The sequence below is a fragment of the Flavobacterium sp. SH_e genome, assembly GCF_025717045.1.
Lineage (GTDB): Bacteria > Bacteroidota > Bacteroidia > Flavobacteriales > Flavobacteriaceae > Flavobacterium.
On the sequence record NZ_JAOVZN010000001.1, the window covers coordinates 529,640 to 552,397 of the forward strand.

The following is a 22,758-nucleotide window of genomic DNA, read 5'->3' on the forward strand; positions in this document are numbered from 1 at the left end:
AAAATAAAATCATATAAAAATTATATTATTCGCAAAGACAATACTCAAAAAGAACCTAAACAATGAATAAAAAACAATGAAATCTCAAAAAGCAAACGTTTTCGTTAAAAATAATATTTATCAGTGATAAAAAAGTATCACTATAAAATGCGCTTCAAACCAGAAAATTCTTCGCGATATTGACTCGGCGTACAGTTTTTTGTCGCTTTAAAACTACGATTAAAGTTTGCTATGTTATTAAAACCAGATTTAAAAGCAACTTCAGAAACACTCATGTCTTTCTCAACCAGCCAACGCGCCGCATAACCAATTCGGATATCATTTATATAATTAACAAATGTCTTTCCTGTACGTTTTTTAATAAATCGGTTAAAAGAAATAATCGACATACTTGCCACATTTGCCACATCTTCTAAAGTAATTTTTTCAGCAAAATGTTTTTGAACATATTCATAAACCAATTTCATTTTATCATAATCATCAAACGTATCATAATCTACCGTATAAGTAGAAAGCAAGCGTTGATTTCTTGAATTTGCCAAATCATACAATAAAGAAGTGATTTCCAAAAAATAGTCCATACCGTCTAGTTTTGAAAGCCTAACAAGTCTTGGCATCAATTCTTCAGCAGTTTTTTTTGAAAATAAAATTCCGTGAATAGATCTGTTAAACATATCTCGAATCGGATTCATAATACGTCTTGACAATAAAGATTCATGAAATAAATCATTATGAAACTGAATCGTTATTTCGTGTATCTTTTTACTCGTACATTTATTCAATTCCCAGCCGTGATATAAATTCGGACCAATCAAAACCAACTCAACATTATCAATCTCTTCAATATTATCTCCCACAACCCTCTTCACTCCTTTTCCATTTTGAATAAAATTGATCTCAAATTCCGGATGATAATGAACTGGAAAATCAAAGCTGTCTTTTACTCGATCGAAAACCAAAAAGCTGTCGCCCGCAGCAAGCGGAGCAATTTCTCTATAAAAATTTTTTGCAGTACCCATCTTAAAAACTATTTTCAGAAAAACAATACGTTTATTTTTTGACTGCAATAATATGATATATAATTGATAAAATAATATTAATTACACTATAATCATCCGTTTATCTTTGAAAAAATTAATTATCATTTCTTTAAAAAGAAGATTAATAATAAACATTAATCATTTTTAATTAAAGATCTTTTTATAGTTTTAATAATTTTAACAAGAATATCATAAGGATTTTTCGGCTTGATGATATTCTTAATTTTAAAACTGTAAACCATTGTTTATTTTGCTTTTAGCTAAACAACAAACTAATAATTTCTCAATGAAAAAACATTTTTTAACGCTTTTGACCGCAACTATAATAAGCAGTTCTTGTATATCTCAAAAAAGTGCAAGTAATACTAATTTGTCACTTTCAGATAAAAAAGCAACAACAGAAACAAAGTCTTTATATAAAGAACTTAACATTTTAACTCAAAAAGGCTTTTTATTCGGACATCAGGATGATTTGGCTTATGGGGTAAAATGGAAATATGAAGATGGACGAAGTGATGTAAAAGATGTCGCTGGAGATTATCCTGCCGTTTATGGTTGGGATATCGCTGGTTTAGAAAATGACAGTCCAAATAATATTGACGGCGTTCCTTTTGCTAAAATGAAACAATATATCATTGAGGCAGATGCAAGAGGTGGAATTTCTACTATTAGCTGGCACTTTGATAATCCTGCAACTGGAAAAAATGCTTGGGATAATACCAAAAATTCTTTAAAAACCATTTTACCTGGAGCAGAAAATCATAAAAAATTCACTTCTTGGTTAGATAAAGCAGCTGTTTTCTTTTTGTCTTTAAAAGATAAAAACGGCAAAAATATCCCAATTCTTTTTAGACCTTTCCATGAGCTTACAGGTGGATGGTTCTGGTGGGGAAAAGGAAATTGTACTCCAGAGGAATTCAAAACAGCATGGAAATTCACTTTTGATTACCTTCAGAAAAAGGGAGTTCACAACTTAATTTATGTTTACAACACAGGTGGTTTTGGCAGTGAAGCTGATTTTTTAGCCAATTATCCAGGTGACAATTACGCTGATATTTTAAGTTTTGACAGTTATCAAAATAGTAATGATCCAGATGGTCAAAAATTTATTAGCGAAGTCCAAAATCAATTTAAAATATTGAACGAAATCAGTCTAAAAAAACATAAATTGATCGCTTTGGCAGAAGCTGGTTATGAAGCAGTTCCAGACTCAAAATGGTGGACAGGAACTTTATTAAAAGCAATTGGAGATTATAAAATTTCTTATGTGCTTTTATGGAGAAATCACGGCTGGCAGGAAAAAGAACAAAAAATGCATTACTACGCACCATTTTCAGGTCAGGTAAGCGAAAAAGATTTTGTCGATTTTTACAATCTTGACCAAACGATCTTTGAGAAAGACATTCAGAAAAAATTAAAATAATTGCCCCAAAATAAATTACAATCATTAAAAAAAATCTAATGCACGACAAAATTAGTTTAAAAGAAAAAATTGGTTACGGACTTGGAGACGCTGCTTCATCTATGTTTTGGAAAATTTTCAGTATGTATCTGCTGTTTTTCTACACCGACGTTTTCGGATTGGCGCCTGCCGTAGTTGGAACCATGTTTTTAATTACTAGAATCTGGGATTCTTGCTTCGACCCAATCGTTGGAATTCTAGCCGATAGAACAAAAAGCAAATGGGGAAAATTTAGACCCTATTTACTTTGGGTAGCAATACCTTTTGCCGTGATTGGAGTTTTAACTTTTTACACTCCAGATTTTGACGAAAAAGGAAAAATCATCTATGCTTACGTTACATATTCTTTGATGATGATGATTTATTCTTTAATCAACGTTCCTTATGCATCGCTTTTGGGAGTTATGTCTTCTGACAGAAAAGAAAGAAACACACTTTCTTCTTACCGTATGGTTTTTGCTTTTGGAGGAAGTCTTTTAGCGCTTTGGTTAATTGAACCTTTAGTAAATTATTTCGGTGGAAATTTAAATTCAAAAACAGGCTGGCTTGCCACAATTGCCGTTTTCGGATTAATTACAACCATCTTTTTCTGGGCTTGTTTTTTATTCACAAAAGAAAGAATCAAACCCATTGCAGACGAACAAAATAATCTAAAAGAAGATTTAAAAGATCTTCTAAAAAATAAGCCTTGGTGGATTTTACTTGGAGCAGGAATTGGAGCATTAGTTTTTAATTCTATTCGTGACGGTGCTGCAGTTTATTATTTCAAATATTATGTAAGCAGTACTATAAACTTCGATTTTTCGCTTTTCGGAACCGATTTCCACATGACACCAACTTCAATTTATTTGGTTTTGGGACAAGCAGCAAATATCATCGGAGTTATTGCAGCAACACCTATTGCTAATAAAATTGGCAAAAAGAAAACTTTCTTCGGAGCAATGGCTTTGGCAGCAATTTTAAGTCTAATTTTCTATTTATTCGGAAAAGAAGATATTTTCTTAATCATGAGCTTCCAAGTTTTAATTAGTATTTGTGCAGGATGCATTTTCCCATTAATCTGGTCTATGTACGCAGATAGTGCAGATTATTCAGAATGGAAACAAGGCCGAAGAGCAACAGGATTAGTATTCTCGGCTTCTTCGATGTCACAAAAATTCGGATGGACAATTGGTGGCGCTGGCGCTGGATGGCTTTTAGGATATTACGGTTTTCAGGCCAATGTTGAACAGACTGCAACAGCTCAAAACGGAATTCAATTAATGCTGAGTATTCTTCCGGCAATTGCCGCAGCAATATCAGTAGCTTTCATATTATTTTATCCCCTATCAGAAGAAAAATTACAGATTATAGAACAGGATTTAAACGAAAAGAGAAATCATTAAAAAACAAAGACAAAGAAATTAATTTATATGACAACAATAACCTCTTCAGCCACTTTTCAAGAAAGAAAATCGGCATTAGAAAAACAACATAAAACACTGCTTGAGCAAAAAAATACACCTCAGGAAATAGTAGGAAATGGCATTTATGACCGTTACAAAAATCCTGTTGTAACAGCAGCACACATTCCGTTAAACTGGCGTTTCGATTTTAACGAAAAAGCAAATCCGTTTTTACAAGAAAGAATTGGCGTGAATGCAGCTTTCAATGCAGGAGCAATGAAATGGAATGGAAAATATTTACTGGCTGTCCGTGTAGAAGGAATCGACAGAAAATCTTTTTTTGCTATCGCCGAAAGTCCAAACGGAATTGATAACTTCAAATTTTGGGATAAGCCTTGTGTGATTCCACAAACTGAAGAACCTGATACCAACGTGTACGATATGCGTTTAATTAATCACGAAGACGGATTTGTTTATGGAATTTTCTGTACCGAAAGAAAAGATCCAAATGCTCCAAAAGGCGATACAAGTTCGGCTGTAGCCAATGCTGGAATCGTTCGTTCTAAAGATTTAGTAAACTGGGAAAGACTTCCCGATTTAATTTCGAATACAGGACAACAGCGAAATGTAGTTTTACATCCAGAATTTGTAAACGGAAAATACGCTTTATACACACGTCCGCAAGATGGTTTTATTGATGTTGGATCTGGCGGCGGAATCGGTTTAGGTTACGTCGAAGACATGACAAATCCAGTTGTAAAAGATGAAAAAATCATTTTTGGAAAACAATATCATACGATTTACGAATTAAAAAATGGTTTGGGTCCTGCTCCAATTAAAACTTCAAAAGGCTGGTTGCATTTAGCGCACGGAGTTCGAAATACTGCTGCAGGATTACGCTATACTTTATATATGTTCATGACCGATTTGAATGATATTACAAAAGTAACACACGTACCAGCAGGACATTTTATGGGACCTGAAGGAATTGAAAGAGTTGGAGACGTTTCGAATGTTTTATTTTCTAACGGATGGATTGAAGACGAAGACGGAACCGTTTACGTTTATTACGCTTCTTCAGATACTAGAATGCACGTGGCGGTTTCATCTGTAGATAAACTTGTCGATTATGTAATAAATACGCCTGCAGATACATTTATTTCAGCAGGTTCAGTGCAAACAATAATTAATCAAATCGAAAAAAATAACGCAATTTAAAATATCGTGTCATTACAAAGAAAGCTTTTAAAATCGGAACTAACCGCGGAACTTGATTCTATTCTAAAATATTGGTCTCAGCGTACTATTGACGATCAAAATGGCGGTTTTGTTGGTCAAATCGATTTTAATGATCATCTAATTGCAAATGCAGAAAAAGGTTCGGTTCTTAATGCTCGAATTCTTTGGACGTTCTCTGCCAGTTATCAAACCACTAAAAACGAAAACCACAAAAAACTGGCAAAAAGAGCATTCGAATTTCTTGCCGCTTATTTTTATGACACACAGTTTGGAGGTCTTTTTTGGAGTATAAATGAGGATAAAACTCCAAAAGACACCAAAAACCAGATTTACGCTTTGGCTTTTGCTATTTATGGATTGTCTGAATATTATACAATTTCAAAAGAAGAAAGAGCGTTAGAAATTGCTAAAAACTTATATGCAAAAATCCAAGAACATAGTTATGACAAGCTAAATAAAGGCTATTTCGAAGCTTTTACCAGAGATTGGCAACCCATTGAAGATTTGCGTTTAAGCGCAAAAGATGCCAACGAAAAGAAAACAATGAATACACATCTTCATATTATTGAAGGTTATGTAAATTTATATAAAGTCTGGAAAGACGAAAAGCTCCATCAAGATATTGTTGAATTATTAGAAACGATCGAAAAATATTTCATTAATACAGAAACGGGACATTTACGTTTGTTTTTTGATGAAAACTGGAAAGAAAAACCAGATGTGATTTCATATGGACATGATATTGAAGCAGCTTGGCTTTTACAGCAATGCGCCGAAATTTCAGGAAACGAAACTTTGATTGCCAATTTTAAAAAACACGCCGTACAGATTGCCAATGTAACAATGGAAGGTCTTGATTCTGATGGCGGATTATGGTATGAATATGATCCTGAAAAGAAAAAATTAATCCCTGAAAAACATTGGTGGCCTCAAGCCGAAGCTTTAATTGGCTTTTACAATGCTTATCAATTAACTGGAAAAGAAGAATATCTGGACATTGTGTACAAAATCTGGAAATTCACAAAAAAATACATGATAGATCATCAAAACGGAGAATGGTTTTGGGGCGTTTACGATGATTATTCTATAATGAAAAAAGACAAAGCCGGATTCTGGAAATGCCCTTATCATAACGGTCGAGCCTGTCTAGAACTTATTGCCCGAATTCAAGATTAATATTTAATGTTTTAAATTCTAATTGTCATGAAACAGCTTTTCCTTTTTTGTCTTTTATTGCTTTCTGCAATAACAAATGCCCAAATGAATCTTGTTAAAAATGGTGCTTTTGAGAGAGATCTGGTAAATTGGAGAGGCGAAGAAATTGCTGCGCTTTCACCTTACGAAAAAAAATCGGGAAAGAACAGCGTCATGATCAATCAGTTTACAGGAGCGGAATGGCGTGCACTAGATCAAATTGTTTTAATTCCGAAATTGACTTATGCAGTTGAATGCAGTGTGTGGATCAAAACAGATCAAGTAGAAAACCAAAAAGAAGAATACAAAGCTGCAGCTGTAATTTTAGAATTTACAAATGATAATGACAAACAAATCAGTACAGAAACCATTGCGCAAGTAAAAGGAACAACTAGCTGGACTAATTATAAAAAAGCAGTTAAAATTCCTTCTGGCGCAAAAAAGATAAGAATCATGCTGGCTTTGGCACAAACAAACGGAACAGTATTTTTTGACGATGTAAATCTAAAAGCACTTGGAGAAGAAGAATATACACAAGTAGATTCTCAAAACAAATAATTTAAAATGAAAAAATATCTTTCTAAAATAATCTATCTGACTTTAACTGTTTTTCTTTTGGCAAGCTGTTCTTCAGATCAAGATTCTACAGATGAAGTTATCGTAGATCCGCCAACACAAGAGGATCCTTTAACGACTTCAAACGCTGCTTCCTACATGGTTGATGCCAATGCTACAAAAGAAACTGTTGCTTTGTTTTATAATTTAAAAAGATTGTCTCAGACAAAAACGGCAATTGGTCAACAAGATGCTTTTAATAGTTTTTATCAGGATGCTGGCGGAGATTCAGACATCAAGAAAAATACAGGTTTTGATCAAGCAGTTTTAGGTTCAGACTTCATGTTTATTACTGACAAAAGCAATAATGAACAAGCAGATAACTGGTTTTATCAGCAAGAACAAAAAATTATTGCCGATACTAAAGCCGCTTACGCGAAAGGAATAATCAACACTTTCAGTTGGCATTTGAGAGAACCTTATAATGAAGATTCTTTCTATACGGCTGATATGACTTCGGAACAAAAATCTACTGCTTTTAGAAGCATTCTTCCGGGCGGAGCAAACAACGAATGGTACAAGAAAAAACTAGATAAAGTTGCGAGTGTAGTTTCTAGTTTAAAAGGTTCAAATGGAGAATTGATTCCGATAATTTTTAGACCTTTTCATGAATTTGACGGAAGCTGGTTTTGGTGGGGAGCCGATTTCTGCACAGCTGATGAATATAAAAAGGCCTATCAATTTACGGTTGATTATTTAAAAAACACAAAAGGCGTACACAACATTTTATATGCTTTTTCTCCTGATAATTCTTATACTACTGAAACCAGTTATTTAAGCCGTTATCCAGGCGACAAATACGTCGATATTATTGGAATGGATAATTATGGAGATTTTAGCAATCAAGGACAAACGGGATCTGATCGAGCAAATTCTAAACTAAAAATTCTTTCTGATTATGCTAAAGCGAAAGTAAAAATTGCAGCTCTAACCGAAACAGGTTATCGTGTTACAAGCACAACTCCAGCCATTACAGATTGGTTTTCGACTTTATTGTACAGCGCTTTGACCAAAAATGATATTCAGATAAGTTATGTCATGTTTTGGAATAATAACACAGATGGTTATTATGTCCCAAATAGCTCTGTATCAAACGCAAATGATTTTAAAACTTATAGCTTGAAAACGAAATCGGCTTTGGCGAATTCATTGCCAAAGATGTATGAAATGCCAAAATAGTTTTTTTGTTTCAAGTTTTAGGTTTCAAGTTAAAATCAAAGCTTCTAAAATAACATAAAGCCCTAGCCCCGATAGAAGCGAAAATCCTCTTGTGGTGGGGTTCACCACAAAAGATTGTAGCGAATAGCGGGACTAGCTCCTTAAAATATAAATTATGAAAAACAGATTTTTAAAAACACTTTCTTTAGCCTTAATTTTTTCAGCAATTGCTTGCCAGGCGCAAGAAAAAATTACCGTAAAAGGAAACCAATTTTATAAAGGCGACAAACCTTATTCTTATATCGGAACCAATTATTGGTATGGAAGTATGCTTGCTTCTAAAAAAATAGGCGATCGTAAAAGACTTTTGCGTGAATTGGATGCAATGAAAAAAAACGGAATCGATAATTTACGTGTTTTGGTTGGTGCCGATGGCGGAAAATACGATTTTACCGTTCGTCCTGCATTACAATACGAACAAGGAAAATACGATGAAGATTTATTAGACGGTCTGGATTTCTTAATCAACGAAATGAGCAAACGCAATATGTATGCGGTTTTATACTTAACCAATAATTGGGAATGGTCTGGTGGAATGTCGCAATATTTAGAATGGAACGGCAAAGGTCCTGTTCCTGTTCCTGCTATTCCGCCAAATACTTGGCCGCAATTTATGTCATATACGGAACAGTTTCATAGTTGTGAACCTTGTATGGAAGCTTTAAACAATCATGTAAAGTTTATTATTGGAAGAACAAACGCTTATTCTAAAAAGAAATACAACGAAGACAACACGATTATGGCGTGGCAAGTTGGAAATGAACCTAGACTTTTTACGGTAGAAAACGAAGCCAAATTCACAAAATGGCTTAATAATATTGTTGATTTAATTGACAGTTTAGATAAAAATCATTTGGTTTCTACAGGCTCTGAAGGGAAAAATAGCTCTAATGATAGCATGGAAATTTTCGAAAGAACACATCAAAATCCAAATATTGATTATTTGACGATGCATATCTGGCCAAAAAACTGGAATTGGTTCAAGGCCGATAATGCCGAAGCAACAATGCCAAAAACAATCGAAAACGCCGGAAAATATATTGACGATCACATTAAGGTTGCTAATAATTTAAAAAGACCAATTATCATTGAAGAATTCGGACTTCCGAGAGAAAATGAGAATTTAAATGCTGGAGCTTCTTCTATTCATCGCGATCAATTTTACAGTTATATTTTTGGAAGAGTTGTTGAAAGCCGTAAAAATGGTGGTCCGCTTCAGGCCGCAAATTTCTGGGGATATGGCGGCGAAGGGAAAGCGATTCATCCAGACGGAAAATGGAATCCAGGAGAACCATTTACTACAGATCCTCCGCAAGAACCGCAGGGTTTAAATTCTGTTTTTAATGAAGACAAATCGACATTAGAAATTGTAAAAAAATACAATTTAGAATTGAAGAAAAAATAATTTCCACCATATAAGTGATATAAGTTCATTTTAGCCAGATTTAATCTGCGAATATCTGTTTTGAATCTTCTTTTAAATCTGCGTGAAAAAATCTATACGCAAAAAGTATTTCACGCAGATTTAAAAAGATTTCAACAGATTAAATAAGATTCTTTTATTGACTAAAACTTATTAAATGAACTTATATCACTTAAATGGTTCAAAAAAAATAGCATGAAAAATACGTTTATTCTTTTTTGTTTACTATTCCTAAATCTTTCTTTTTCGCAGAAGAAACAAGATTTTACGGTAACTTCTCCTGACGGAAAAATTGAAGTTAAAATTTCTGTGAGTAATAAAATTTCATGGACAATTTCGCATGAAAAAGATTTGATTTTGGCTCCATCAGAAATGTCTTTGAGTTTAGATGAAAATCAAATTTTAGGAAAAAATCCAGTTGTTATTAATTCCAAAAAAGAAACTTTAAATAACTCATTTGAGACACCGCTTTACAAAAAGAAATCGGTTCAAAATCATTACAATCAACTAACTTTAAATTTCAAAAACGATTTCAGCATTGAATATCGTGTTTTTGATGATGGCGCTGCGTATCGATTTAGTACCAAAAAGAAAAAAGATATTACGGTAAAATCTGAAGAAGTAGTTTTAAATTTTGATCAAGATTACAACACTTTAATACCTTATGTAAGAGATTTAAGAAATCCGAAAGATCCTTATATTTCTTCTTTTGAAGCACATTATGAAAACAAAAAAATCAGTGAATTTGCAAAAGATACTTTAGCCTTTTTACCATTTTTGATTGATTATAAAAATCATAAAAAGGCTGTTTTTCTAGAAGCCAATCTAGAAGATTATCCAGGATTATTTGTAACAAATAACAAAGATAAATCAGGTTTTGAATCTCGTTTTTCTAAATACCCATTGAAGGAAACCAACGGCGGATTCAACAACATTAATAGATTAATTACAGAAAGAGCTGATTATTTGGTTAAAACCAAAGGAACGAGAACTTTTCCTTGGAGAGCAATTGTGATTTCTGAAAATGATGCTACTTTAGCAAATAATGATATGGTTCAAAAATTATCTGAAGCTTCAAAAATAAAAGATATTTCGTGGATAAAACCTGGAAAAGTAGCTTGGGATTGGTGGAATGATTGGAATATTTACAATATCGATTTTAAAGCTGGAATCAATACTCAGACTTATAAATATTACATTGATTTTGCTTCTAAAAATAAAGTTGAATATGTCGTTTTAGATGAAGGCTGGAGTTTGGAAGAAGACATTATGAAACATAATCCAAATGTCGATTTAGAAGCTTTAATCGCGTACGGAAAAGAACGAAATGTTGGGATTATCTTATGGAGTTCGTGGATGGCTTTGACTAAAAACACAGACGGAATTTTAAAAAATTATGCCAATTTAGGAATCAAAGGTTTTAAAGTCGATTTCTTAGATCGCGACGATGCTAAGATGGTAAATTCGGTTTATGATATTGCTCAAAAAGCGGCGAATTATAAGTTGCTTTTGGATTTCCACGGCATGTACAAACCAACTGGAATTCAGAGAACTTATCCAAATATTTTAAATTTTGAAGGCGTAAAAGGGTTGGAAAACAATAAATGGACACCAAATGATGATGTGCCATTATACGATACGACAATTCCGTTTATAAGAATGATGGCTGGTCCAATGGATTATACTCCTGGCGCGATGCGAAATGCCACAAAAAGCGAATTCAAACCAAGTCATTCTTCTCCAATGAGTCAAGGAACAAGATGTCATCAATTGGCACTTTACACGATTTTTGAAGCGCCTTTACAAATGATGGCGGATAGTCCAACCGCTTTTATGAAGGAACAAGAAAGCACTGATTATATTGCTAAAGTTCCAACCACTTTTGATGAAACTGTTGCTCTTGATGGTGAAGTTGGAAAATTTGTTTCCATTGCCCGAAAAAAAGACAATACTTGGTATTTAGGCGCGATTACAAATTGGGATTCCAGAGATATTACAATTGATTTTTCTTTTCTTGAAAAAGGCAAAAAATTCCAAGCTGAAATTTTCTCTGATGGCTTAAATGCTGACAAAGCCGCAACCGATTATAAAAAAGAAATTGTAACCGTTGATTCGACAACAAAGCTAAAATATCGTTTGGCTAGTGGCGGTGGATTGGCGATGATTATAAAATAATTGATGATTTAGAAACCTAACAGGTTTTAAAAACCTGTTAGGTTTGATATTAAGATAATATTTTCTCAATCGCATTCAATTCATCTTGTGAGAACTCTGTATTCTGTAAACAATCAATATTATTACACAATTGTTTTACAGAACTTGCACCAATTAAAACCGATGTAATTCTTTTATCTTTTTGAAGCCAAGCCAAAGCCATTTGCGCCAAAGACTGATTTCTGTTCTGCGCAATTTCATTCAGCTGAATTAACTTCTGAATTCTTTCCTGCGTAACCTCATCTTCTCTCAAATGCCCGTTTGGATTATGGGCGCGTGAATTTTCAGGAATTCCTTTTAAATATTTATCAGTTAAAAGTCCTTGTGCTAAAGGTGAAAACGCAATACAACCTACTCCTTTTTCATCTAAAACATCCAATAAACCATTTTCCACCCAACGTTCCAACATTGAGTATTTCGCTTGATGGATCAAACAAGGTGTTCCCAATTGTTTTAAAACATCAACTGCAACCCGAGTCTGTTCAGCAGAATAATTACTGATTCCAACATACAAAGCTTTTCCGCTTCTAACGGCGTGATCTAAAGCCATCATCGTTTCTTCAATCGGTGTTTCTGGATCTGGACGGTGTGAATAAAAAATATCTACATAATCGACATTCATTCGTTTCAAACTCTGATCTAAACTCGAAAGCAAATATTTTCTAGAACCCCAATCTCCATAAGGTCCTTTCCACATCGTATAACCAGCTTTTGTAGAAATTACGATTTCATCACGTAGATTTCCCTGAAAATTATGCCATAATATTTTACCAAAATTCTCTTCAGCAGAACCAGGAACAGGACCATAATTATTCGCTAAATCGAAGTGTGTAATTCCTTTATCAAAAGCTTCAATAGCGATACTTTCCGCATTTTCGAAATTATCTACCGAACCGAAGTTATGCCATAATCCTAAAGAAATCTCAGGAAGAAGCAAACCGCTTTTTCCGCATCTGTTATATTTCATTTTTTTAATTTATAAGTTGGAGTTTTTAATAGATTTTAAAGGTAGAAAACAAACGCCAATAATTAAAAATCTAATTCATTTTTAATTTTGTAAATTTGTTTAAAATTTAAAATTATGAATAATAATTGGCAAAATTTAATTTCAATAAATCCTGATATCAGATTTGGTAAACCTGTAATAACAGGAACAAGAATTTGTGTTTCCGATATTCTTTCATGGCTTTCTACAGGAATGTCTTTTGAGGAGATTATTGAAGATTTTCCTGAATTAAACAAAGAACATATTCTTGCGGCTTTAGCTTTTGCTGCAAATAGAGAAAATATTACGAAAATAATTGCAGCATAATAATGAAATTACTTTTGGATGCTAATATCTCTTGGAGAATTGTAAAACTTATAGAAAATGATTTTCCTGATTGTTTTCATTCCAAAGATATTCCTGTAAATCAACCTGCAAAAGATCTAGAAATTTGGGAATATGCGAGAAAAAACAATTTTACTATTCTTACACATGATGATGATTTTGAAAAATTATTACTTCTGAAAGGTGTTCCTCCAAAAGTGATTATTTTAAAGACTTTTAATAAAAACACCAAACAAATAGCTGAACTTCTTATTTTAAAAAAAGAAATCATTGAATCATTTGTATTAAATGTTGAATTAATGATTTTAGAGATTTATTAAAAGTAAGTGATTTAAAATCAATGGCGTCCAGCTTTAGCTGGATTAAAATATAAAAACAATAGAAAAGGGCTTTAGCCAAACTTTGTAGGTTTGGCTAAAGCCTTTTCTAACTTAAAATCTTATTCCCCTAGCTAAAGCTAGGGGCTATTCAAAAAAACTTTGAACCTTTGTTACTTTGTCCCTTTGAACCTCAAAAAAAATTACTCTTTAATCTCAAAACCACTTTGCAAACCTTTATCAGAGCTACCTCCAACCATGATTTTAAAAGTTCCTGGCTCAACTAAATAAGCACCTTCGTTGTTATAAAAACCAAGTTCTTTATCTGTCAAAGTAAATTTTACCGTTTTAGTTTCTCCTTTTTTAAGATTAACCAATTCAAAACCTTTCAATTCTTTTATTGGGCGAATGATGCTTGCAAATTCATCATGAATGTATAACTGAACTACTTCTTTTCCATCATAGTTTCCTGAATTCGTAACCTCAACGTTCACCTCTACTTTTTCTCCTTTAGCAAAAGACGTTTTATTCAATTTCAAGTTTTTATAATCGAAAGTGGTATAGCTCAATCCAAAACCAAACGGAAATTGAGGCGTTTTTTCCACATCCATATAATGCGACCAGAAAACATTTTTATCACTGTCTGTTGGTCTTCCTGTACTGTATTTGTTGTAATAAATTGGCACTTGTCCAACATTTCTAGGAAACGACATTGGCAATTTTCCACTCGGATTATAATCTCCATATAAAACCTGTGCAACTGCATTTCCAGTCTGAGTTCCTAAATGCCAAGCTTCCACAATTGCCGGAATATTCTCTGCTGCCCAAGGAATACTCAACGGACGACCGTTATTTAAAACCAAAACAATATTTTGGTTTAATTTATAAACTTCTTCTAATAATTCCTGCTGTAAACCAGGTAGGTTCAAATCAGTTCTACTTCTTCCCTCACCGCTTTGAAAACCGTATTCACCTAAAACCATTACCACAACATCGGCGTTTTTTGCGGCTGTCTTTGCTGCTTCAAAACCGCTTTTGTCTGTGGTGTTGAAAACTGTTTCAGTTAAGAAAGTTGCTTTTTGTTTTAATAAATCAGCTCCTTTTTCAAAAGTAAGCTGATTATCTTTGTATTGCTGCATTCCTTCTAAAACTGAAACTGCAGTATCGTCTGAAGCTGCAATTCTCCAACTTCCCAGCGGACTATTTTTATCATTTGCCAAAGCACCAATCAAAGCAATTTTCTGTCCGGATTTCTTTAGCGGGAGCAAATTCTTTTCATTCTTCAATAAAACAATAGATTTCTTCGCCATGTCTAGAACGCCATCATTATTGGCTTTACTTCCAACAACTTCTTTCTCGCGTTTTTCATCACAATATCTGTACGGATCATCAAATAATCCTAATTCAAATTTCACTCGTAAAATTCTGCGGACAGCATCATCAACCAAAGATTCTTTTACTTTTCCAGATTTTACCAAATCAACCAATTTTGCAACATATAAATACGATTCCATATCCATATCAGAACCAGCGATTACCGCTTTTGCAGTTGCATCGGCTTCGTCTTTTGCATAACCGTGGGCAATCATTTCGCGGATAGAAGCATAATCAGAAATTACAAATCCGTCAAACTTCCATTTTCCTTTTAAAATATCTCTTTGCAAAAAGGCATTTCCAGTTGCTGGAACGCCATTCAAAGTATTAAATGAATTCATAAACGTACGAACTCCCGCTTCAACCGTAGCTTCAAAAGGTGGTAAAACCGAATTGTATAATTTCGAATTACTAATATCTACAATATTATATTCCAATCCAGCTTCAACATAACCATACGCCGCAAAGTGTTTCGCGCAAGCCGCAATCGTATTTACTTTAGCTAAATCGGCAACTGTTTCTCCTTGAAAACCTTTCACACGGGCATATCCCACTTTACTTCCCAAATACGGATCTTCTCCCGAACCTTCCATCACACGTCCCCAACGTGCATCATTTGCAACATCGACATTTGGTCCAAAAGTCCAGTTAATTCCAGATGCAGAAGCTTCATCTGCAGCAATCGCCGCTGATTTCTTAATCGCTTCTAAATCCCAGCTCGCCGCTTCTGCCAACGGAATCGGGCTTAACGTTTTATAGCCATGTATTACGTCAAAACCAATAATTAACGGAATTCCCAATCGCGTTTCTTCAACCGCAATTTTCTGCACCGCACGAACTTCTTTTACGCCACGAACTGTCAGCATCGAACCAACCAATCCTTTTCTTAAATGTTCGTATTTTAATTCGGCAGTTCCGCCTTTTGGCGCAGGTCCCGTAACATCCCAAAAACCATTATATTGGTTCATCTGTCCCACTTTTTCTTCCAGCGTCATCAATGGCAAAAGCAAATCAATACGTTGCTCAACAGTTTTATTTTTATCCAGATATGGCTTTTTTTGTGCACTCATATTTCCAACGGTAAACAGGGAAAATACCCCAATAAATATTATTTTTTTATTTTTCATGATGGTTTAGTTAGTTCTTTTTTAGGTACTAAGATGCTAAGTTTCTGAGATACTAAGTTTCCTAAAACTTTGCACATTAGCGTCTTTGCAAGATTCAAATTATACATTGTCAACTTCGACTTCCCTCAGTCTTACAAAGCAGATCAATAATCTAAAATCTACATTCTAAAATCTAAAATTCAGTTGTAAAACAAGAAGCCGGCAGATTCGCTTTATTAAACAAATCAGACTGCGTTGTATTTCCCCATGCAAATCTCACTTTTGATGGAGAAGCTACTTTTTTACTTGTCAAAATCACTTCGTTATTTTTAATTGAAGCTTCAGCAGTAACAAAAACTCCATCAGTTCCAGCTACTTCAAATTGATTCGATTTTTTGTCTTTAAAATAAAGACCGTCAGCATAATCGAAAGAAACGATTACTTTGTTTTTATCTATTTTAATGGATTTAAAGAGCGGCCCATTAACTAAATTAGAATTGGTTTTGTAAGTTTCAGCCAAAGCCAGATTCGCCAAACGAATTCCAACTGATTTCTTGTTTTTTGGATGAATATCAATAGTATCCGAAATATCACTGATTACTACCATTCCCGTTTTCGAAACTTCTTTAAGCAGTTTTCTCTGTGAATCTCTAACTGTTACATTTGAAAAGTTATTACTTCCTGTTTTAAATGGTGCAATCTGAACATAGTAAAACGGAAAATCATCATTCCATTCTTTTCTCCATGACGTGATTAATGCTCCCAGAGTTTTATCATAAACCAAAGAACCCACATTTGATTCTCCCTGATACCAAAGCGTTCCTGCAATTTTGAATCCTACAATTGGATAAATCATCGCATTATAAGCTCGTCCAGGCTGTCTTGGTCCATATTCTTGTTCGTTTAGTTTTTTGGCATTTTCTAACAACAGTGGATCGTTATTTACCACTTCTGCCGGCATCCAAATTTCTGCAGGAGTTCCTCCCCAATTCGAAGAAATTAATCCGATTGGGACATTTTTTAAATCTTCGCGCAAGCGTTTTGCAAAAAAATAACCAACGGCGCTAAAATATTTCATCGTTTCTGGAGTCGATTCTGTCCAATTTCCCAATAAATTATTCTGCGGATTTTCAGCTGTCAATTTTGGAACAGTAAAAAAACGAATATTTGGATTAGTTGCATTTTTCATTTCTTCTTCTCCGTCATCAATTCCCCAGCTTACCGACATTTCCATATTCGATTGCCCCGAACAAAGCCAGACTTCTCCAATCAAAATGTTTTTTAAAACGACTTCATTGTAACCTTTTATAGAAATAAAAAAAGGTCCGCCCGCTTCTGGAGTTTTAATAATTAATTCCCATTTTGCCTGATTACTGGCAACGGTTTTATATTCCTGATTGTTCCAACTCGAAACCAGTTTAATTTCTTCTTTTGGATTTGCCCAACCCCAAATTTTAACTTCAGAGTTGCGCTGTAAAACCATATTATCACTAAAAATATTCGGAAGCGAAACGTTTGCCATCATAGTACTGGAAATCAATAAAAAGAAAACAAACTTATAGATATTATTTTTCATTTAGTAACTTCTTTAAAAATGGAGCATATTCGTCTGCCAAAATCTTATGATCTGCCACATCTGGATGCCCTGTGCATCCGCTTGGATTCATCGGTTTGAATTTGAAAATCTGAATCGGTTTGTGCGCTTTATCATTCGCGAAAGCGTTTTTAACTTTATTTAGGCAATCTTCAAAAACAACTCCTCTTTCTCCTCCAACCATTGGACTATTTGTAATTACGATCTGCACTTTCGGATTATGCTCGTACAACATTTTTATAAAATTGATGTAATTCGAAACATATTTTTCAGGATTGAAAGGCAGACGTTCTTTTTTACCGTCTCCGCCAGAAAAGTCATTTGTTCCCAAAGCAATGCTGATAATATCAGGCTGAAAAGCAAAATCATATTTCGGTTTTGAAGCGTCTTTCGTTAAATACAAATTCGGATAAGCATCAGGCATTATAACTTCATCTTTATTCTCATCGTTCCAGTTTCTGTACATTCCAATTCCAGAAACACAACTCATTAAATAATCAGCCCCAATCTCCCTCGAAAGTGTTGGACCGTAAGCATAGTAACTATTGTGATGATCGTAATATTCTCCTTTATCACAAGGAATATCAGAACCATCGCTTGCCGCACCACAAGTAATTGAATCTCCAATAAACTCGATTTTCTTTTTCTTTTTAAAAGAAATTGAGGTCAGCTTTGCAGTTGTTCCAGCGAACAAAACTCCGCCTGTATGCGCTTCTGTATTTTTATAAATTTCTAATCGATGTTCTTTTTGGTTTGAAGTAACCTTTACTGGAAAAGCTTGAACCGCACCTTTTTCAATTCTAATTTTCCCTATATATTTTCCATCCAAAACCAACGAAACATAATTATGATGTTCATAAGCATCTACACTTTGAAGTGAAATCGAACATTCATTTCCAGTAAAATTAAAAGAAACAGAAGAAGCCGTTCCAATCAAAATGACATTATCATTCTTCAATTTTTCTATGCGACCTTGATATAGGAAAGTTTTATCTGAATTTAGTGTTTGTGAGTTCGAAATAATCGAAATCAGCAAAAACGAAATTAAAAGTGCTATTTTTTTGGGAAACATAATTTATTTGTTAAAATATAAATACGATTCACAAATATATTGGAAAGAGAATATCTAAAAAGATACTAAAATGTCAAAAAGTAATAAAAAAACACCACATAAACACATCAGTTTTGAACATCTTTACGTTAATTCTTACAAGTACAGCGAATGGAATTGTTTTTAAATGCCTAATTTGCGGTTTTCTTTATTAATTCAATACTTTTTACAAACAAAATGCGATTACATTTTTTTATTTTTCTATCCGTCGTTATTTTATTTTCATCTTTTAATTTAAAAAAGAATGAAAGAGAAACTCCTATTCAAAATCCAAAAATTCAAACTGAAATCAATCGGGATTCTTTAATTGTTTTTGCTAAAAAACATTTAGGAATTCCTTATGTATATGCTAGCAGTAATCCGCAAAAAGGTTTTGACTGCTCAGGTTTTGTGAGTTATGTTTTCAGCAATTTTGGAAAAACATTGCCGCGAAGTTCAAGCGGGTATAAAAACATTGGCAAAACTTTAAAACCAGAAGAATTTAAAGTTGGAGATATTTTAGTTTTCTACGGATATAAAAACAGAAATGTTGTGGGGCATGTGGGTATTATTTGCGAAGCCAACGGAATGCAGTCGAAGTTTATTCATGCATCGTCAGGAAAAGCGCAACAAGTAACGATAACAGCGCTTGATACAGAACATTATACCAAACGCTTCTATAAATGTGTGGATGTTTTATCGCAATAGTTTTGATTTGATGGAAAACTTAAGCTTAAGATTTTAAACTTAAATAATTTTAATTCAAATAAAATTATAAAGATATTAGTTATGAAAACAAACAAATATTTAAAAGGATTTGTTTCAAAAGAACTTGAAGAGTACGGCTTTTCATTTATTGATTCTAAAACACAGCCTTGGAAGTTTAAGAGATCTGAAAATGATGTAGAACAATATATTTGTTTTCAAAAATCGAATTTTAAGCAAGGCTTAAGAGTATATTTTTATAATTCAATTGATCCAACCCAATATTTTATTAGTGATGTCATTGAGGATAAAAATTCAATTAGAAATAAAAAATATAACAGAGATTTTTGGGAATATAATACTCCTATCGAATTAGAGGAAATCATTAAAAAGTATGTTTCTATTATCGTGAAGTTTGCTATTCCAATGTTTTCAGTAATGTCTAAACCTATTTTAACTCCATCTGATCAACTAAAAAACGAGTTAATAGAAAGCTATCAAGAAAGAGCTATAAACTTTGCTCAACAAAACGGTCTTTCACTTGACTGCTTATTACCTGAAAAAATTGAGTCAATTCTAAAAAAATATGAAGCAAGTGAATTTGATGAATTAACTGATGTGTTTCTTGACTCAGCTTCTTACATCACAAAGTTTTTAGTTGAAACATACGAGTGCATTTGGAATAATACCCGGTTAGGAGAATTACTTTTAAAAAAAGAAGATATAAGCTTTTATAGATTTTCTCCCCTTGAAGCCGTTGTTTATTATTGGAATAAATCGCAATTACAATCATATAAAATAGTTGATGGAATTGAATTGATAAGTTTGATAAATGAGCGGGTAGACATGCAAAATACAATCCTGAAAAGTGGACAAACATAGACAGTTCTATTAATTGGAACTATCAAAAGTTAAAAGAAGCGATAGGCGGTGACTTTGATTACTTTATAAATGAAAAGGCATGCTCGATCCAGTTTGCATGTGACCGAGGTGAATCCAAGTATTTTAGGAAAATGAGAGAGTCGGACTTTAGCAAGATCGTCGTTTATGTAACATTATTTAGGCAATGTAGAGAGTTAAATTCAATTCCAAGTTTTATTTCTGAACAAATGTCAAATTTAATTAACAATAGTCACGCCTCTAATTTTCAAGCATATATGAATAAAAACGGTTTTATGGCATTACACCATGATATCGAAAATGTAACGAAATTTATGAAGAAAATGTGATTGTATTTAGTAAAAATTTAGAAGTTCGATGAGTCGTGCCAAACTTAAATTTTTATTCTTCAGTCAATAATTTAATCAAACTTTCATCTCTTCCGTAAATATCTTTATAGAAGTTTAGATTTCCTTCACGGTCTACCCAAGCGGTAAAATAACCGATATAAACTGGAACTTTTTTCTTTAAAGTGTACCAACTTTCTTTTCCGGCGTGCATTGCTTTATCAATTCTTGTAGGATTCCATTGCGGATCAACTTTTAATAATTCAATTGCCAATTCACGAGGTTTTGCTACACGTACACAACCATGACTAAAAGCTCGGCTATCTCTTTCGAACAAACTTTTTGAAGGCGTATCATGCAAGTAAATATTACTTGAATTTGGAAATAAGAACTTCACCAAGCCTAAAGAATTATTTTTTCCTGGAAGCTGACGAACGGCTCCGTTATTCCATTCTAAATTTTTCTTCTGTAAATAGTTTTTATCTTTTGCCATTCCAGGTTTAATCTCCGATTTGATAATGCTTGGCGGCACATTCCAATATGGACTAAAAACAATATTGCTCATCATTCCGCTGAAAATTACTGTTTTTGTCATCGCTTTCCCAACAACAACTGCCGATGTAAAAGCAATTTTTCCATCTTCAATTATATATAGTCTAAATTCAGGAATATTTACTTCAATATATTTCTGCCCTTTTTCTAATTCTGGATCAATCCAGCGGCAACGTTCCATATTCGCAATAATCGTTTTGATACGATCGGAAACTGGAATATTCAAGTCATTAATATGTTCTAATAAAATCGTGTTTTTTGGAGTGTAACCGTGACGAACTTCATAGTTTTTAATAGCTTTCATTAAAGTTGTATCGCAAACAGCACTTTTAGTATCTTCTTTAAGATCTTTAGTTATAAAAAGCCTTTCTCTAATTTGAGCAACAACATTTGATGAATCACCAACTTTTAGAGCCTTATAATCTTCATCAGTTTCGATAATTTTCCATCCTCCATTTTTCTCAATTTCTCTATATTCTTTTAGAGCGTCACGAAGTTTGTAATATTGGCTAAACATCTTCTTTTTCTTATCATCCAAAATAGTTGATTTTTTAAAGATAGAATCTGAAAGCACTTGATAATTGAACTTTTTGCGAGGCAAAAGCCATTCTAAAGAAATACTAGTTTTCTCATCAAAACCAGCATATACTTTTTCTGCATAGTAGTAATACAAATTTGACAGTAGTAAATCGGTATCTTCTTTAGATAATTTTTTAGTTGGATTATTTTCGAAAACCGAATTTAATTCTTCTTTATAAGGATAATTAGCTTTTAACCCTTCCTGATCTAAATTTTTGTATTGATTGAATAATGTATTTCCAAATTCAACAACACCTTTATTATCTTGCCATAATTGAGTTGATTTATTTTTTAGATATAAAGAAGTTACATCATTTTTAAATTTATCCAGTTTCGGATAATTTTCATAAAATTTCGCAATGCGCGTGCTGTCAATTGTGAGTTTTAATTCTGGAATTTTTACGACTTTCTTTGTCGAATTTTCCTCCTTTTTATCTGCTTTCGAATTACACGAAAAAACAACCAAAAAAACAACTGCAACTATAGGCGAATACCAAATTTTCATATGTAAAATTTTTCATTAAAAGTAGAAAAAATTCTATTAAAACAAAGGACTCGGCAATAAATCTTAGTTCTTATTTTTTTGAAGTTTAAATGCTTACTAAAAAATAAAAGCTCCAAACAATTTTCATGTCTGGAGCTTTCGCCATATAACCAACCTATTAAAATTTCTTAAATAACAGTACCTTTTAAAGTAAGTACTTTTGGTGTTGTTTCTGCACTAGTTGTTACAGTAACCGTTTTTGTAAAAGCACCTTTGTTTGCAGCGTTGTAAGTTGCAGTAACTTTTGCAGATTTACCTGGCTGAACTGGTTCTTTTGTATAATCTGTAGCTGTACATCCGCAAGATCCTTGAACGTTTGTAATCACTACGGCCGTTTTTCCTGTATTTTTAAATTCGTAAACAATTGCTTTTGGAGTTCCCTGCGGAATTTGTCCAACATCAATTGTTTCTGCTTTCCAAACAATTGTAGAAGCAGTAGTTTCTGATATTGAAGTTTCTGAAACTAAAGATTGCACAGGAGCGATTGCCGAAAAAGACATTAGGCCTAAAGCCAAAGCTAACATCGAAATTTTGATCATTTTCATAACTGA

19 protein-coding genes are annotated in these 22,758 nt (G+C 33.3%); 12 read left to right on the top strand and 7 right to left on the bottom strand.

The window, feature by feature from the left end:
• Nucleotides 1–140: 140 nt before the first annotated feature.
• Nucleotides 141–1,019: an AraC family transcriptional regulator gene (locus OD917_RS02295; RefSeq protein ID WP_111289028.1), complete on the bottom strand. Its 879-nt coding sequence runs from the start codon at nucleotides 1,017–1,019 to the stop codon at nucleotides 141–143.
• A 307-nt stretch (nucleotides 1,020–1,326) separates the two neighbouring features.
• On the opposite strand from OD917_RS02295, the gene OD917_RS02300 reads away from it, so the two are divergent.
• From OD917_RS02300 to OD917_RS02335, 8 genes are all read left to right on the top strand, one after another.
• Nucleotides 1,327–2,463 carry a glycoside hydrolase family 26 protein gene (locus tag OD917_RS02300; RefSeq protein ID WP_263521923.1) on the top strand — a complete coding sequence of 379 codons (1,137 nt, stop codon included), beginning with the start codon at nucleotides 1,327–1,329 and terminating at the stop codon, nucleotides 2,461–2,463.
• 38 nt (nucleotides 2,464–2,501) lie between these two features.
• On the top strand, nucleotides 2,502–3,887 hold the full coding sequence (locus OD917_RS02305) for an MFS transporter (protein ID WP_263521924.1): 1,386 nt from the start codon (nucleotides 2,502–2,504) through the stop codon (nucleotides 3,885–3,887).
• 27 nt (nucleotides 3,888–3,914) lie between these two features.
• Nucleotides 3,915–5,105: a glycosidase gene (locus OD917_RS02310; RefSeq protein WP_263521925.1), complete on the top strand. Its 1,191-nt coding sequence runs from the start codon at nucleotides 3,915–3,917 to the stop codon at nucleotides 5,103–5,105.
• A gap of 6 nt (nucleotides 5,106–5,111) precedes the next feature.
• Nucleotides 5,112–6,302 carry an AGE family epimerase/isomerase gene (locus OD917_RS02315; RefSeq protein ID WP_263521926.1) on the top strand — a complete coding sequence of 397 codons (1,191 nt, stop codon included), beginning with the start codon at nucleotides 5,112–5,114 and terminating at the stop codon, nucleotides 6,300–6,302.
• Nucleotides 6,303–6,329: 27 nt separating this feature from the next.
• The gene (locus OD917_RS02320; RefSeq protein ID WP_263521927.1) at nucleotides 6,330–6,878 is read left to right on the top strand and encodes a carbohydrate binding domain-containing protein; all 549 of its coding nucleotides are present in this window, start codon (nucleotides 6,330–6,332) and stop codon (nucleotides 6,876–6,878) included.
• Between the two features lie 6 nt (nucleotides 6,879–6,884).
• On the top strand, nucleotides 6,885–8,114 hold the full coding sequence (locus OD917_RS02325; RefSeq protein WP_263521928.1) for a glycoside hydrolase family 26 protein: 1,230 nt from the start codon (nucleotides 6,885–6,887) through the stop codon (nucleotides 8,112–8,114).
• Between the two features lie 154 nt (nucleotides 8,115–8,268).
• Nucleotides 8,269–9,558 (top strand): glycoside hydrolase 5 family protein, encoded by a 1,290-nt coding sequence (locus OD917_RS02330; protein ID WP_263521929.1) that lies wholly within the window; start codon nucleotides 8,269–8,271, stop codon nucleotides 9,556–9,558.
• A gap of 213 nt (nucleotides 9,559–9,771) precedes the next feature.
• The gene (locus OD917_RS02335; RefSeq protein ID WP_263521930.1) at nucleotides 9,772–11,751 is read left to right on the top strand and encodes a glycoside hydrolase family 97 protein; all 1,980 of its coding nucleotides are present in this window, start codon (nucleotides 9,772–9,774) and stop codon (nucleotides 11,749–11,751) included.
• Nucleotides 11,752–11,800: 49 nt separating this feature from the next.
• Here OD917_RS02335 and mgrA read toward each other — a convergent pair whose 3' ends face one another.
• Nucleotides 11,801–12,757: an L-glyceraldehyde 3-phosphate reductase gene (gene mgrA, locus OD917_RS02340; protein WP_263521931.1), complete on the bottom strand. Its 957-nt coding sequence runs from the start codon at nucleotides 12,755–12,757 to the stop codon at nucleotides 11,801–11,803.
• Nucleotides 12,758–12,871: 114 nt separating this feature from the next.
• Here mgrA and OD917_RS02345 point away from each other — a divergent pair, with 114 nt between their 5' ends.
• Together OD917_RS02345 and OD917_RS02350 are read left to right on the top strand one after the other, a co-directional pair.
• On the top strand, nucleotides 12,872–13,102 hold the full coding sequence (locus OD917_RS02345; protein ID WP_053473830.1) for a DUF433 domain-containing protein: 231 nt from the start codon (nucleotides 12,872–12,874) through the stop codon (nucleotides 13,100–13,102).
• Nucleotides 13,103–13,104: 2 nt separating this feature from the next.
• Nucleotides 13,105–13,440: a DUF5615 family PIN-like protein gene (locus tag OD917_RS02350; protein WP_263521932.1), complete on the top strand. Its 336-nt coding sequence runs from the start codon at nucleotides 13,105–13,107 to the stop codon at nucleotides 13,438–13,440.
• A gap of 200 nt (nucleotides 13,441–13,640) precedes the next feature.
• Here the strand turns inward: OD917_RS02350 and bglX are convergent, their stop codons facing one another.
• The 3 genes from bglX to OD917_RS02365 form a co-directional block, all read right to left on the bottom strand.
• Nucleotides 13,641–15,938, bottom strand: coding sequence for a beta-glucosidase BglX (gene bglX, locus OD917_RS02355; protein ID WP_263521933.1), 2,298 nt, complete (start codon nucleotides 15,936–15,938; stop codon nucleotides 13,641–13,643).
• 172 nt (nucleotides 15,939–16,110) lie between these two features.
• A complete protein-coding gene (locus OD917_RS02360; protein WP_263521934.1) occupies nucleotides 16,111–17,493 on the bottom strand; it encodes a sialate O-acetylesterase in 1,383 nt (460 codons plus the stop codon).
• Nucleotides 17,483–18,583, bottom strand: coding sequence for an SGNH/GDSL hydrolase family protein (locus tag OD917_RS02365; protein ID WP_263521935.1), 1,101 nt, complete (start codon nucleotides 18,581–18,583; stop codon nucleotides 17,483–17,485). Before OD917_RS02365 ends, OD917_RS02360 begins: the two co-directional genes overlap by 11 nt.
• A 216-nt stretch (nucleotides 18,584–18,799) precedes the next feature.
• On the opposite strand from OD917_RS02365, the gene OD917_RS02370 reads away from it, so the two are divergent.
• Both OD917_RS02370 and OD917_RS02375 read left to right on the top strand, forming a co-directional pair.
• Nucleotides 18,800–19,309: a C40 family peptidase gene (locus OD917_RS02370; RefSeq protein WP_263521936.1), complete on the top strand. Its 510-nt coding sequence runs from the start codon at nucleotides 18,800–18,802 to the stop codon at nucleotides 19,307–19,309.
• A gap of 81 nt (nucleotides 19,310–19,390) precedes the next feature.
• Nucleotides 19,391–20,188: a hypothetical protein gene (locus OD917_RS02375; protein WP_263521937.1), complete on the top strand. Its 798-nt coding sequence runs from the start codon at nucleotides 19,391–19,393 to the stop codon at nucleotides 20,186–20,188.
• Nucleotides 20,189–20,587: 399 nt separating this feature from the next.
• On the opposite strand, the gene OD917_RS02380 is transcribed toward OD917_RS02375, so the two are convergent.
• Nucleotides 20,588–22,168 (bottom strand): murein L,D-transpeptidase, encoded by a 1,581-nt coding sequence (locus tag OD917_RS02380; RefSeq protein ID WP_263521939.1) that lies wholly within the window; start codon nucleotides 22,166–22,168, stop codon nucleotides 20,588–20,590.
• A gap of 167 nt (nucleotides 22,169–22,335) precedes the next feature.
• The gene (locus tag OD917_RS02385) at nucleotides 22,336–22,752 is read right to left on the bottom strand and encodes a DUF1573 domain-containing protein (RefSeq protein ID WP_263521940.1); all 417 of its coding nucleotides are present in this window, start codon (nucleotides 22,750–22,752) and stop codon (nucleotides 22,336–22,338) included.
• Between the last annotated feature and the right edge of the window lie 6 nt (nucleotides 22,753–22,758).

Coding starts and splice junctions, on each gene's coding strand:
- OD917_RS02295 (WP_111289028.1), bottom strand. CDS start 1,019: ATGGGTACTGCAAAAAATTTTTATAGAGAAATTGCTCCGCTTGCTGCG.
- OD917_RS02300 (WP_263521923.1), top strand. CDS start 1,327: ATGAAAAAACATTTTTTAACGCTTTTGACCGCAACTATAATAAGCAGT.
- OD917_RS02305 (WP_263521924.1), top strand. CDS start 2,502: ATGCACGACAAAATTAGTTTAAAAGAAAAAATTGGTTACGGACTTGGA.
- OD917_RS02310 (WP_263521925.1), top strand. CDS start 3,915: ATGACAACAATAACCTCTTCAGCCACTTTTCAAGAAAGAAAATCGGCA.
- OD917_RS02320 (WP_263521927.1), top strand. CDS start 6,330: ATGAAACAGCTTTTCCTTTTTTGTCTTTTATTGCTTTCTGCAATAACA.
- OD917_RS02325 (WP_263521928.1), top strand. CDS start 6,885: ATGAAAAAATATCTTTCTAAAATAATCTATCTGACTTTAACTGTTTTT.
- OD917_RS02330 (WP_263521929.1), top strand. CDS start 8,269: ATGAAAAACAGATTTTTAAAAACACTTTCTTTAGCCTTAATTTTTTCA.
- OD917_RS02335 (WP_263521930.1), top strand. CDS start 9,772: ATGAAAAATACGTTTATTCTTTTTTGTTTACTATTCCTAAATCTTTCT.
- mgrA (WP_263521931.1), bottom strand. CDS start 12,757: ATGAAATATAACAGATGCGGAAAAAGCGGTTTGCTTCTTCCTGAGATT.
- OD917_RS02345 (WP_053473830.1), top strand. CDS start 12,872: ATGAATAATAATTGGCAAAATTTAATTTCAATAAATCCTGATATCAGA.
- OD917_RS02350 (WP_263521932.1), top strand. CDS start 13,105: ATGAAATTACTTTTGGATGCTAATATCTCTTGGAGAATTGTAAAACTT.
- bglX (WP_263521933.1), bottom strand. CDS start 15,938: ATGAAAAATAAAAAAATAATATTTATTGGGGTATTTTCCCTGTTTACC.
- OD917_RS02360 (WP_263521934.1), bottom strand. CDS start 17,493: ATGAAAAATAATATCTATAAGTTTGTTTTCTTTTTATTGATTTCCAGT.
- OD917_RS02365 (WP_263521935.1), bottom strand. CDS start 18,583: ATGTTTCCCAAAAAAATAGCACTTTTAATTTCGTTTTTGCTGATTTCG.
- OD917_RS02370 (WP_263521936.1), top strand. CDS start 18,800: ATGCGATTACATTTTTTTATTTTTCTATCCGTCGTTATTTTATTTTCA.
- OD917_RS02375 (WP_263521937.1), top strand. CDS start 19,391: ATGAAAACAAACAAATATTTAAAAGGATTTGTTTCAAAAGAACTTGAA.
- OD917_RS02380 (WP_263521939.1), bottom strand. CDS start 22,168: ATGAAAATTTGGTATTCGCCTATAGTTGCAGTTGTTTTTTTGGTTGTT.
- OD917_RS02385 (WP_263521940.1), bottom strand. CDS start 22,752: ATGAAAATGATCAAAATTTCGATGTTAGCTTTGGCTTTAGGCCTAATG.